This is a genomic window from Clostridium sardiniense (genome assembly GCF_050584765.1).
In the GTDB taxonomy this organism is placed as follows: Bacteria; Bacillota; Clostridia; order Clostridiales; family Clostridiaceae; genus Clostridium; species Clostridium sardiniense_A.
Genome location: NZ_JBNOOR010000001.1, coordinates 1,232,830 through 1,246,476, shown reverse-complemented (window position 1 = coordinate 1,246,476; position 13,647 = coordinate 1,232,830). Strand labels below are relative to the sequence as shown.

The following is a 13,647-nucleotide window of genomic DNA, read 5'->3' as shown; positions in this document are numbered from 1 at the left end:
TTCTCCTCTTTATTTTTTATGTTATAATGCATAATATACTTTAAGAATTTAGGTGATTATTTGTTAAAAAACGTTTTTTTATGTGTATCCCAAAAATTTAATACTAATATACACAATGTAAAATTAATTAATAAGCTTCAAAGTCTTTCCAATGATGCTTATAATATCTCTATAAATAATAGCTTATATCTAATGAAGATTTCTTTAGATGAAAAAAATCTATTAAAAGAGCATAATATATTAAAAGTTATCAATCGAGAATCATATATTTTAAGATGTGAAAACTTATTTATTTTATTATGTAATTGGATTGATGGGGATACTCCCTGTGAATACCTTTGTAACTCAAATGAATTTATAGATAAATTATCTATTAAGCTAAAGGAATTTCATTCACTCACCCCTTCAAAAGAATTAAATTGTATATCTCCATTTTCTTATATTAATGATAAGTTATCATATTGCAAAGATAATACTATACAGCTTCCTAAAACTTATGATTATTACTTAGAATTATTGAATTACATAGAAAATAAATTTCCAATTAAAGAATTTTCTCTATGCCATAATGATTTAAATCCATCTAATATTATAGTTTCAAATAATAACCCTCTATTAATAGATTTTGAATTTTCAGCATTGAATGACATATTCTTTGATTTGGCTACATATTCACTATTTATAGATGATTCTAAGAAATTATATTTCTTAGAATCATATTTAGGAACAATAACAAATTATGATATAGAAAAACTTAAAAATTATATTAAACTTGTGAAATTATATAATGGTTTATGGAGCATAACAAAATCACCATCTACTAATAAAAATTATGATTATAAAAAAGGTGGTTTTCTTGTATTAAGTTCTATATAAGTTACATCTATACTTTATAACATTCCTCATCGCGTATTTCATTTAAATATTCACAATTTATTCCTGACTCTTCGAAGGTTGACATGTCTCTTAATATAGCATTTGCTGTATCTATTATAGTGAATGCTATAGGACAACCACTACCTTCTCCAAGCCTCATATCTAAATTCACCATAGGTTGAAGCCCTAATTCTTTAATAGCTAGGCTATATCCAATTTCTTGAGATAAATGAGATGAAAATAGATAATCTCTTACATTACTGTTTAATCTTGATGCTACAAGTGCTGCCACAGCTGATATAAATCCATCTATAACTATTGGAACTTTATAATACGCTGCACCTAAAAACGCACCTGCCATAGCTGCAATATCAAATCCTCCAACTTTCGTCAATACATCTATAGGGTCATTTTTATCTGGATTATTTATCTCTAACGCTTGTTTTATTATAGCTTTCTTTTTATCAAATGAACTATTAGTTAATCCTGAGCCTCTTCCAACTGCTTTCTCTATACTACATTCTTGTAGAGATATTAAAATTGCACTACTAGTACTGGTATTTGCTATTCCCATCTCTCCTACCCCTAAAATTTCATATCCTTCATCTATAGCTCTCTTAACAGACTCTATGCCTGCTAATATAGCAGTTATACATTCTTCTTCACTCATAGCTGGACCTTTTGCAATATTATTAGTTCCTCTTCTTATTTTTTTATGTATTACTCCCGGAACCTTTAAATTACTATTTATACCTATATCAACTACCATTAGGTCGCTTCCATTTTGCTTTGCAATTACTCCAACACCTGATAATCCTTTTGTAAAATTAATAGTTTGTGCAAGCGTAACATATTGAGGAGTACTTGCTATACCTTCTTCAAACACTCCATTATCTGAGCAGAAAATGATTACACATTTCTTTTCAAAAGTGTTCTTCATTTTATTAGTTATTCCCGTTACCTTAATAGCAATTTCTTCAAGTTTACCAAGGCTACCAAGTGGTTTTGCTAAAGAATCCACCCTTTCTCTTGCTTTTCTTTGAATTTCTTTATCTGTAGAATTTATATTATCTATTATCTTATATATTTCATATCTTCTATCCTTCATATCACTAATACTCCTTAAATAATATCATATAATTTAATGAACCTAATTTTTTAATATATTTTATTGAAAATTAGCTGAATACACCATTATGTGCATTCAGCTAAAATAAATTATCTTGATTTAGCAGTTCTGCTTGCTAAGCATAAAAATACAAATGTAATTAATATAGATATTGGCATTATAAACATAGCATATTTTATTCCTATACTATCTGATACAACTCCTACCAATAAATTCATAACAGTATTTACAATACTTGCAAGCGCTATTATAATTCCTGTAGTATAGGCAGTACTCTTTTTAAATGTATTACTTATAATGACAACAACTGTTGGAAACATTATTGAGAAAAAGAATCCTGCAATTGATACTATATATAATCCTGGTTCTCCACTTATAAGTCCAATTATAAATAAGCATCCACCAACTAATGAAAATATTTTTACAGATCTCATAGCACCAATTTTTTCAACTATAAATCCACCAACTAATCTGCCAATAGTTAATAATAAGAAAAATATTGATACATAAGATGCTATTTTTGATTCTGTAACATTTGAATAATTAGATTTTATGTACGTTGGTAACCATCTTCCTGTTCCTTGTTCAGCTATTATATAAAAACCTAAACCTATAAAGAAAAACCAAACTAATTTATCTTGTAAAATTACAAATAAAGATATTTTATCCTCTTTTTTATCCATTTTTACTACTGGAAGCTTTACAAATAAAAATGCTATTAATACTATAAATGTAATTATCGCTGAACCTATATAAATCTTTCTCCATCCAAATCCATCTGTCATTAATACCCCTGAAAGTTTTTGTGATGCAGAAAGACCTACTCCATAAGCAAAGTGAGTTAAATTCATAGCAATTGCTTGTCCCGTAATCCATATTACTGGTATTATAGTATTTGCTGCAATAGACATTAAACCTAGGAAAGCTTGAATTATTGCAAATGCAATTATAAATATTGTAAAGTTAGGTGACCATGCTTGTATTAAATTAGTTAGACCAGCTCCTAATAACCCTATTAAAAATAATTTTTTCTGACCTATCTTTTCACATAAAGCTCCACCAACATAATTACATATTAAATATGCTATTGTACCAAACATAAACATTAATGATAATTTTGTATCAGTTATTGCAAAATCTCTTTTAATAGGTACTGTAAATATATTTATAAGACCTTCTGTTATTGCTGTAACCACCATTACAAAATATATTAGTGTAGTTGATATTATTTTATTTTTATCATTCATTTTTTTCTCCCTTCGTCTCTTGTAAAACAAAGTTATTATAGCATACTTCTTTTAATTTTATAAAGTAAAAAACTAGAAGTTACAATGGATAACTTCTAGTTTAATAATTTAAACGTTAATTTCACTCTTAACTTCTATTGCTTCTTTATTATTCTCTATAATCGGATTTATATATTCGTCAATAAACTCTACCACTTGACTTGGAGCTCTACCAACAAATTCATTAGGATCAATAATTGCCCTAATCTCTTCTTCTGAAAGATTAAAAGTACCATCATTAATTATTCTCTTTATTAAATCATTATCAAGGCCTTCACCCTTAACTCTTTGAGCTGCAGCCATTGAGTGAGTTCTTATTTTCTCATGTAATTCTTGTCTGTCTCCGCCTCTTTTTACTGATTCCATCATAATATTTTCAGTTGCCATAAATGGTAATTCATTATTTACATGAGCAGCTATTACCTTATCATATACAACCATATTCTCAGCTATATTAATATATAAATTTAGCACTCCATCTAAAGCTAAGAATCCTTCTGCAATTGAAAGTCTTTTATTAGCAGAATCATCTAGTGTTCTTTCGAACCATTGTGTAGAAGCTGTTATAGCAGGATTTAATGCATCTACAATAACATATCTTGCTAGAGCACCCATTCTCTCACTTCTCATAGGGTTTCTCTTATATGCCATTGCTGATGACCCTATTTGATTTTTTTCAAAAGGTTCTTCTACTTCCTTCATACTTTGAAGTAATCTTAAATCATTACTAAATTTATAGCAACTTTGTGCTACTTCTGATAATGTATTTAAAACTATTGAATCTAACTTTCTTGGGTAAGTTTGACCTGTAACTCCATAGCTTTTTTCAAATCCCATTTTTTCTGCAACTTTTTTATCTAATATTTTCACCTTTTCTTCATCATCTTCAAAAAGAGTCATAAAGCTTGCTTGTGTTCCAGTTGTTCCTTTAACACCTCTTAATTTTAAAGTGCTTAAAAGGAAATCAATGTTCTCTATGTCCATTACTAAATCTTGCATCCATAGAGTAGCTCTCTTACCTACTGTTGTAAGCTGTGCTGGTTGGAAATGTGTAAATCCTAGTGTTGGCATATCCTTATATTCTAAAGCAAACTTACTTAATCTATGTAACACAGTAACTATCTTTTTCTTTATTAATAATAATGCATCTCTCATTATTATTACATCTGTATTATCTCCCACATAACAACTAGTTGCTCCAAGATGAATTATTCCTTTAGCCTTTGGACATTGTAATCCATATGCATATACATGACTCATAACATCATGTCTTACTTCTTTTTCTCTTTTTATTGCATCCTCATAGTTTATATCATTTACATGTTCTTTTAATTCTTCTATTTGTTCTTCAGTTATATTTAATCCTAACTCTCTTTCACTTTCTGCAAGTGCTAGCCATAATTTTCTCCAAGTTGTAAATTTCATATCATCAGAAAAAATAAAACTCATTTCTTTTGATGCATATCTTGAATTTAGCGGTGTACTATATAAATTTCTCATCCTAGACCTCCATACGAATATATTTTAAATATTACATAATATAGTTCGTATTATAACATAATTATTTATTATTTTCATCTTTTTGTAAAAAAAACTTTCATTAAAGTCATTATTAATATTATATGTTCATATATATATTTTAGATAGTAATGAAAGGAGATTTTATTATGTGTAAAATAAACATATTAGACAAACTATCTTTTTTACTAGTTATAATAGGTGCACTTAATTGGGGTTTAGTTGGTTTATTAAATTTTAATTTAGTTACCTTATTAAGCTTTGGAGTAGCAATGGTATCTAGAATTATATATATACTAATCGCTATATCTGGAATTAACTTAATAACATTATTATTTAGATGTAAACTTATATCATTAAAATAAGAATCATATGTAAATGATTTTATATACATAAATTCTTATTAAAAAAAGAAAAAGGTTCCTAAAATATTAGGAACCTTTAATCTTTAATTAATCTTCTAAGTTTTCGATTAATTTTGAAATTTCTTCTACAGCTAAAGCTTCATCATCTCCTGAAGCAATAACGTTTACCACTGAGTTAGCAGTAACAGCTAATGAAAGAACTCCAATTAAGCTCTTAACGTTTGCTTTCTTACCGTTAAACTCTAAGCTCACATCTGATTTGAATGAAGAAGCTTTTTTAACTAGTAAAGTTGCTGGTCTAGCGTGTAAACCAGTAGCGTTCTTAACTAAAACCTCTTTAGATACCATGTAAATACACCTCTTTACTTAATTTAATAGGTTAATATTTTATTAACCATTTTATTATAAATGGTTTTCGTGAAAATTTCAACTATTGAATAAGCTAATTTACAAATAAATTACCTCTACTTCCAATTTAGTTATGTATTTTTAAAAATAATACATATTATTATCTTGGCTGTACTATAAGCTTAATAGCTGTTCTTTCTTCTCCATCAATAATTATATCTGTAAATGCCGGTACACAGATTATATCTTTTCCACTTGGAGCTACAAATCCTCTTGCTATAGCAATGGCTTTAATAGCCTGATTTATAGCGCCAGCTCCTACCGCTTGAATTTCTACTATATTCTTTTCTTTTATTATTGCAGCTAATGCTCCTGCTACTGAATTTGGGTTTGATTTTGTTGAAACTTTTAATACTTCCACTTTTATTTCTCCTCCTACATTTTATTACTAATCGTTTACATTAATAAAAATACTCTACCATCTTGTGGCATAATATATATATTCTACTCTTATTTATAAATCCCTTTATTTTTTTGAAATTTTATAAAAAAATACATTTTGACAAAGCAAAATGTATTTTAATATTGACGATTTATTTAGCAAAATCAATTGCTCTAGTTTCTCTAATAACATTGATTTTTATTTGACCTGGATATTCTAATTGTTCTTCTATGCTCTTTGCAAGATTTCTAGCAAGTTCAACTGATCCAGCATCATCAATTTGATCTGGTTTAACCATAATTCTAATCTCTCTACCAGCTTGAATGGCATATGACTTTTCTACACCTTCATATGAGTTAGAAATTTCTTCTAACTTCTCTAATCTCTTTATATATGCCTCCAATGTTTCTCTTCTTGCTCCTGGTCTTGCTGCTGATATTGCATCTGCTGCCTGAACCAATATTGCTTCTAAAGATTGCATTTCAACATCCCCATGATGGGCTCCTATAGCATTTACTACTAATTTAGATTCACCATATTTCTTAGCAAGATCAGCCCCAATAATTGCATGTGGCCCTTCTTGTTCTTGATCTACAGCTTTCCCTATATCATGTAATAAACCAGCTCTTCTAGCTAGAGTAACATCTAAACCTAATTCTGAAGCCATCAAACCAGCTAAATATGAAACTTCTATGGAATGTTTTAATACATTTTGGCCATAACTAGTTCTATACTTTAATCTACCAAGTAATCTTGTAAGCTCTGGGTGAAGACCATGAACAGCTGTTTCTAATGTCGCTTGTTCTCCTTCTTCTTTAATGTCGTTTTCAACATCTTTTTGAGCTCTTTCAACCATCTCTTCGATCCTTGCTGGATGTATTCTGCCATCTACTATTAACTTTTCTAGTGCCATTCTAGCAACTTCTCTCCTAATTGGATCAAAACTTGATAAAATTACTGCCTCTGGAGTATCATCTATAATTAAATCCACTCCTGTTAACGTTTCTAGGGTTCTAATGTTTCTTCCTTCTCTACCTATTATTCTACCCTTCATCTCATCATTAGGTAACGCAACAACATGAACAGTTGTTTCTGAAACATGATCAGCAGCACATCTTTGTATTGCTGTAGTAACGATTTCTCTCGCCTTCTTATCTGCTTCTTCCTTAGCCTTGCTCTCAATTTCTTTAATCATTATAGCAGACTCATGTGAAACTTCTTTTTTAACTTCATCTAAAATTAATTGACGAGCTTCTTCACTGGATAAGTTTGCAACTCTTTCAAGTTCCTCTCTTCTCTTTTCATGAAGATCGTTAGCTTCTTTTTCTAACTGTTTAATGTCATTCATTCTACCATTAATGGTTTCTTCCTTCTTTTCAAGAAAATCGCTCTTTTTATCAAGAGATTCTTCTCTTTGTAAAACTCTTCTTTCAAGCCTTTGGATCTCATTTCTTCTCTCACGAGAATCTTTTTCTAAATCATTTCTTAATCTATGAACCTCTTCTTTTGCTTCAAGTATAGCTTCTTTCTTCATAGCTTCTGCATCTTTTTTTGCATCTTCTACAAGCTTTTCTGCTTCTCTTTCAAGAGATTCTATTTTGTTTTTTGATGTACTTTGTATTGTTTTGTAAAGTACTATTCCTAATATTAACAGCACAATTATATCAATTATAATTATTGTTACAATTTGTGGCATATTAACACCCCCTCGCTTATTTTTAAGTGAAAGCGTAGTGGTGTCATACTGTTTCTCACTGTTATCTTTGGAATATGATAAACCAGTATTTGTTATTATTGTATAGTAAAAATAAAATTATGTCAAGTTGACTAATATAAAGTATTAATCACCTCATTTTCTTTATTATACTCATTTTCTCTCTTTTTTACGCCTAATTTCTTATTAACATTTCATCTTTAAGTAAACCTTTAACTATTATTTTTTTATGTTGTTTAATAAAAAATGGTAAGACACCTATTCTTTAGGTTGCCTTACCATAAAAACTTAATTTTACTTTAAGTTAATCTTATTCTTATTTCTTTTCTTTATCAGGAGCAGCTTCTTTTTCCTTCGCTTTATTAAGAGGAAGATTATACTTTGATCTAATTTGATTTTCTATATCTAAGGCTACTTCTGGATTTTCTTTTAAGTATGCTTTTGCATTTTCTCTACCTTGACCTAATCTTACATCTCCGTATGAGAACCATGCTCCACTCTTTTGAACTATTTCTTCCTTAACACCAACATCAATGATATTTCCTTCTCTTGAAATACCTTCGTTATACATTATATCGAATTCTGCTTGTCTAAATGGTGGTGCAACCTTATTCTTTATTATCTTAACTCTTGTTCTGTTACCTACTATACTTTCACCTTGCTTAATTGAATCTATTCTTCTAACATCCATTCTAACTGATGCATAGAATTTTAATGCTCTTCCTCCAGGAGTTGTTTCAGGATTACCAAACATTATACCGACTTTTTCTCTAAGTTGATTTATAAATATAGCAACACAATTTGTTTTGCTTATTGTTCCCGCAAGCTTTCTTAGTGCTTGAGACATTAACCTAGCTTGAAGACCAACGTGTGCATCTCCCATTTCCCCTTCAATTTCAGCTCTTGGAACAAGTGCTGCAACTGAATCAACAACTATAACATCAATAGCGCCTGAACGAACTAAAGCTTCTGCTATTTCAAGTCCTTGCTCTCCAGTATCTGGTTGAGAAACTATTAAATTTTCTGTATCTACTCCAATTTTCCTAGCATATGAAGGGTCTAATGCATGTTCTGCATCTATAAATCCAACTGCTCCACCTAATTTTTGTGCTTCTGCAACAATATGAAGTGCAACTGTAGTTTTACCTGAACTTTCTGGTCCATATATTTCTACAATTCTGCCCTTTGGTACTCCACCAATCCCAAGTCCTATATCTAAATCTAAGCAGCCAGTTGGAATTGAATCAACATTAAGAACTGATTCTTCTCCTAATTTCATAACTGAACCCTTACCAAATTGTTTTTCTATTTGGCCCATGGCAGCCTCAATTGCTTTTAATTTATTTGAATCTATATTATTCATTAATACACCATCCTCTCACCGAACTTATGTTCTATATATATAATTATATAGAACTACCTATATATAGTCAACTATAAATACAGATAAAAGTCCCAACTCTTAGTAGGAACTTTTATTATAATTGACATATTTATTATTTTCTAATCATTTTACTTATTCATTGTTATTACATTTTTATTTTTTCTAAAGTAATCATATCCTGATATTATAGTTATAACAACTGCTATATTTAATGCTAAACTTGGAATATACTTAAAGAAACTAGTTAAAAAATTACTGTTTATAACAGCATTATATAAACTTGTGCTTTGTGTTATATTTATTTCTATTAAAAGTAATATTATAGCTACTATTTGTATAACAGTTTTAATTTTCCCCCACCAGCTGGCTGCAATAACCTTACCTTCTGCTGCCGCTAGGGTCCTAAGTCCTGAAACTGCAAATTCTCTCGCAATAATTATTATAGCTGCCCAACTTGGAACAACCCCATATTCTACAAGTGAAACTAATGCAGCCGTAACTAATAATTTATCTGCTAAAGGATCCATGAATTTACCAAAATTAGTTATTTGATTTCTACTTCTTGCAATATATCCATCAAGTTTATCTGTTATTGAAGCAATAACAAATATAAATGTTGCTACAAAAGTACCATATGGTATTCCTTTAACTGCAATAAATATCAAAAAAATTGGTACTAAGATCATTCTTAGTAATGTTAATTTATTTGCAAGATTCACACATACCAACTCCTATTAAATCATACTCTGTATTCTTTTCTATTCTAACTTCAACAATATCTCCTTTATCTACAGGACAATGCTTTGTAAAGAATACATTTCCATCTATCTCAGGTGCCATTTCATAATTTCTTCCATAGTAGTATTCACCATTATATCCTTCAACAAGGATATCATATATATTACCTATTTTCAAACTATTTATTTCCTTTGAAATTTCACTTTGGATTAACATAAGCTCTTTTTCTCTTATTTCTTTTATTTCTTCATCTATTTGCATATCCATAATAGCAGCTGGTGTTCCTTCTTCTCTTGAATATTTAAATACTCCAACCTTTTCAAGCTTATATTCTTTTAAGAATTCTTTAAGCTCATTAAAGTCGTCCTCTGTTTCATTTGGAAACCCTACTATAAGAGAAGTTCTAAGTGCTATTTGCGGTATCTCTCTTCTTAGTTTATCAATTTTATTTATTATATCTTCTTTTGTTGTCTTTCTTCCCATAAGTTTTAATATGTTATTGCTTATGTGTTGTATTGGTAAATCTAAGTATTTTAATACTTTATCATTTGTAGCCATTTCTGTTATAAGCTCATCATATATCTCTTCTGGATAACAATATAATACTCTAATCCATTCTATGCCATCAATTTTTGATAGCTTATTTAAAAGTATATGAAGACTTTTCTTTCCATATAAATCACTTCCATAAAGAGTGGTATCTTGAGCTATTAATATTAGTTCTTTAACACCTTTTTTAGCTAATCCTTCTGCCTCTTTTAATATGCTTTCCATTTCTCTACTTCTAAATTTACCTCTTATCTTAGGTATTATACAATAAGTACAGAAATTATTACATCCTTCAGCAATTCTTAAATATGCAGTACTTTTATCTGTTGTGAGTACTCTTTCACCTTCATTTATATTATCATCTGAATAGTTTACTTCTGTAAATTTATCTTCCATATTTTCTTTTGTTATAAATTCTCTAATTAACTTATCTATTTTATTATAATCATTCACCCCAAGCATTATGTCTATTTCAGGCATTAACTCTTGAAGCTCTTTTCCATATCTTTGAGTTAAACAACCAGTTGCAATTAATAATTTGCAATTGTGCTTAGTCTTATAATCCGCCATCTCTAAGATAGTATCAATTGATTCTTGTTTTGCCTTTTCAATAAAACCACAGGTATTAACTATAATTATATCTGCCTCTTTTGGATTATTTGTTATTTCATATTCTTTATTCATAACTCCAAGCATAATCTCAGAGTCTACTCTATTTTTATCGCAACCTAAGCTAACCATTCCTACTTTATATTTTGCCAAAACTTTTTTCCTCCTATGTTTTAAAAAAATACTTTTATACCTAACTATTTTATAACTGTTTCTATGCTATTACAAGATAAAATTTCCTTGTCCTCATTAAATGTTATTATCACTGCAATCTACTGCTGTCAAATCATCCTTAGATATTAATACTTGCCTTGGTCTACTGCCATCTTTAGGAGATATTACCCCCCTAGCTTCTAGATCATCCATTATTCTTGATGCTCTATTAAAACCAATTCTAAGTCTTCTTTGTAAAAATGATGTAGACGCTTGCCCATAATCAACAACTATATTTATAGCTTCTTCTAAAAGGTCATCTACATCATCTCCTTGCATATTAGAATTTGATGCTTCTGCCTCATTATTTATATGCTCTATAATTTCTTCTTTATATATAGCCTCACTTTCTCCATCTTTTATAAATTCAACTACTTTTTCAACTTCTTCTTCTGATATAAAGCACCCTTGAACTCTAAGTGGTTTACTTTCTCCAACAGGATAATAAAGCATATCCCCTCTTCCTAAAAGTTTTTCTGCTCCACCACTATCTAATATTGTCCTTGAATCTATTTGAGATGAAACAGCAAAAGATATTCTAGATGGTATATTTGCTTTAATTACACCAGTTATTACGTCTACTGAAGGTCTTTGAGTTGCAATTACTAGATGCATACCTGCTGCTCTTGCCATCTGTGCTAATCTTCCTATATAATCTTCAACATCATTTGGACATACCATCATAAGATCAGCAAGTTCATCTACTATGATAACTATATAAGGAAGCTTCTCTTCAATTGTTCCTTTAGCATAAAGAGAATTGTAAGAATCAATATTTCTTGCTCCTGAATCTGCAAATAATTTATATCTTCTTGTCATTTCATTTACAGCCCAATTTAATGCTCCGGCTGCCTTCTTTGGATCTGTAACAACTGGTATCAATAGATGAGGTATTCCATTGTATACACTCAATTCAACAACCTTTGGGTCAACCATTAGAAGTTTAACTTCATCTGGAGAGTATTTATAAAGTAAACTTATTATTAATGTATTTATACATACACTCTTTCCTGATCCTGTGGCACCTGCAATTAATGTATGTGGCATTTTACTTAAATCCCCTACAACACATTGACCTCCTATATCTTTTCCTAGTGAAAATGCTAACTTCTTATTAGTATTTAAAAATTCATCTGATTCTAATACTTCTCTTAAAAATACTGGAGTTTGTTCTCTATTTGGGACTTCTATTCCAACAGCCGCCTTACCTGGTATAGGCGCCTCTATTCTAACTCCAGATGCAGCAAGCCCTAAAGCTATATCATCAGATAAATTTACAATTTTACTTACCTTTACTCCTGGACTTGGTTGAAGTTCAAATCTAGTAACTGAAGGTCCTTTTGTTACTTGAGTAACTTTAGCATCAACTCCAAAGCTTCCTAATGTTTCTGATAATTTATTTGCACTTTCAATAAGTTCTTGTTTATCATTACTATTTAATTTAGTTCCACTATTTATATTAAGTAAAGATGTATCCGGATGAACATATTCAGACTTCATCCCTTCTTCTTTTCCTTCTTGTATACTAGTTTCGATTTCATCATGTACTACATCTTTCACTGAATTATCTAACTTTTCTTTTTTATACGTATTATCTATCTTATTTGAATCTTTTAAGAAAGTATCAATTTTTTCTTGATGCTCCTTAGGTTCTATTTCCTCAACTATTTCTTCATTATTTTTATATGGCTCATCTTCATATATAGTATCTTCATCATCAAGAGAAGAATTCTTCATAAAGTCTAAAATTTTAATCTTGTTATTTACACCATTTAAAAATTCTTTTTTATCTACATTCTTACCTTCATCCTTCTTAACCACTTTAATAAATGTATCATCTATATCATTGTTTCTATCTTTAACTTGTGGTTCTCTTCTCTTTCTAGATTTTTTTATTTCACTGCTCTTATTCTTCACAGTTACGCCAACATCATATAATGTAATATCAAATGTAAGTATAGTTGCTATTATAATAAGTGCTATATAAATGATATAAGAACCTACCGTTCCTACAAATTTAAATAATGGATATGATATTAGATATCCTAAAACTCCTCCATTTAATATTGATTTCATACTTAAAATATCCTCTATACCTTGTCCAAAAGAAGTAACATTATCTATACTTTGAAGATATATTGTTGAAAATATTAATATTAATATAATGGCGTATATAGTTACTCCATAGAAATTTTTATTTAGCTTAATACTACCTTTAGATTTTATATATTCATATCCCAAATATAATAAATAAATAGGGATTATATATGCTCCAATACCTACTAGAAAATGAGATAACTTTTGAGATATTGCTGATAATATTCCTACAAAATCTGTATATATTGCAACTGATAAAAGTATTCCTACTGAAATATATACTATTCCAAGTATATCTGTATTTTTATTATTATTATTTTTCTTATTCTTACTTGCTTTTTTAGTTCTGCTCAAAAATAATCACCCCACTTTATTACTT

The 13,647-nt window shown here is 29.3% G+C and carries 12 protein-coding genes; 2 read left to right on the top strand and 10 right to left on the bottom strand.

Features of this window, described 5'->3' with window-relative positions:
* Nucleotides 1-192: 192 nt before the first annotated feature.
* Entirely contained in the window at nucleotides 193-876 is a 684-nt protein-coding gene (locus tag ACQPUW_RS06060; RefSeq protein ID WP_430836571.1) for a phosphotransferase family protein, read from the top strand.
* A 7-nt stretch (nucleotides 877-883) separates the two neighbouring features.
* On the opposite strand, the gene cobT is transcribed toward ACQPUW_RS06060, so the two are convergent.
* From cobT to purB, 3 genes are all read right to left on the bottom strand, one after another.
* A complete protein-coding gene (gene cobT, locus ACQPUW_RS06055; protein WP_430836570.1) occupies nucleotides 884-1,984 on the bottom strand; it encodes a nicotinate-nucleotide--dimethylbenzimidazole phosphoribosyltransferase in 1,101 nt (366 codons plus the stop codon).
* 110 nt (nucleotides 1,985-2,094) lie between these two features.
* Nucleotides 2,095-3,252 (bottom strand): MFS transporter, encoded by a 1,158-nt coding sequence (locus ACQPUW_RS06050; protein WP_430836569.1) that lies wholly within the window; start codon nucleotides 3,250-3,252, stop codon nucleotides 2,095-2,097.
* A 108-nt stretch (nucleotides 3,253-3,360) separates the two neighbouring features.
* Entirely contained in the window at nucleotides 3,361-4,791 is a 1,431-nt protein-coding gene (gene purB, locus ACQPUW_RS06045) for an adenylosuccinate lyase (RefSeq protein WP_430836568.1), read from the bottom strand.
* Nucleotides 4,792-4,958: 167 nt separating this feature from the next.
* Between purB and ACQPUW_RS06040 the strand changes: the two genes are divergently transcribed.
* Complete coding sequence (locus ACQPUW_RS06040; protein WP_430836567.1) at nucleotides 4,959-5,174, top strand: DUF378 domain-containing protein; 216 nt, start codon at nucleotides 4,959-4,961, stop codon at nucleotides 5,172-5,174.
* An 87-nt stretch (nucleotides 5,175-5,261) separates the two neighbouring features.
* Here ACQPUW_RS06040 and ACQPUW_RS06035 read toward each other — a convergent pair whose 3' ends face one another.
* The 7 genes from ACQPUW_RS06035 to ACQPUW_RS06005 form a co-directional block, all read right to left on the bottom strand.
* The gene (locus tag ACQPUW_RS06035) at nucleotides 5,262-5,522 is read right to left on the bottom strand and encodes an HPr family phosphocarrier protein (RefSeq protein WP_204595303.1); all 261 of its coding nucleotides are present in this window, start codon (nucleotides 5,520-5,522) and stop codon (nucleotides 5,262-5,264) included.
* A gap of 160 nt (nucleotides 5,523-5,682) precedes the next feature.
* A complete protein-coding gene (locus ACQPUW_RS06030) occupies nucleotides 5,683-5,943 on the bottom strand; it encodes a stage V sporulation protein S (RefSeq protein WP_204595302.1) in 261 nt (86 codons plus the stop codon).
* A gap of 172 nt (nucleotides 5,944-6,115) precedes the next feature.
* A complete protein-coding gene (gene rny, locus ACQPUW_RS06025) occupies nucleotides 6,116-7,651 on the bottom strand; it encodes a ribonuclease Y (RefSeq protein ID WP_430837283.1) in 1,536 nt (511 codons plus the stop codon).
* 343 nt (nucleotides 7,652-7,994) lie between these two features.
* Nucleotides 7,995-9,041 carry a recombinase RecA gene (gene recA / locus ACQPUW_RS06020; RefSeq protein ID WP_430836566.1) on the bottom strand — a complete coding sequence of 349 codons (1,047 nt, stop codon included), beginning with the start codon at nucleotides 9,039-9,041 and terminating at the stop codon, nucleotides 7,995-7,997.
* Between the two features lie 149 nt (nucleotides 9,042-9,190).
* Nucleotides 9,191-9,781 (bottom strand): CDP-diacylglycerol--glycerol-3-phosphate 3-phosphatidyltransferase, encoded by a 591-nt coding sequence (gene pgsA, locus ACQPUW_RS06015; protein ID WP_430836565.1) that lies wholly within the window; start codon nucleotides 9,779-9,781, stop codon nucleotides 9,191-9,193.
* A complete protein-coding gene (rimO, locus tag ACQPUW_RS06010; RefSeq protein WP_430836564.1) occupies nucleotides 9,765-11,111 on the bottom strand; it encodes a 30S ribosomal protein S12 methylthiotransferase RimO in 1,347 nt (448 codons plus the stop codon). Before rimO ends, pgsA begins: the two co-directional genes overlap by 17 nt.
* Before the next feature lie 96 nt (nucleotides 11,112-11,207).
* On the bottom strand, nucleotides 11,208-13,622 hold the full coding sequence (locus tag ACQPUW_RS06005) for a DNA translocase FtsK 4TM domain-containing protein (protein WP_430836563.1): 2,415 nt from the start codon (nucleotides 13,620-13,622) through the stop codon (nucleotides 11,208-11,210).
* Nucleotides 13,623-13,647 lie beyond the last annotated feature (25 nt).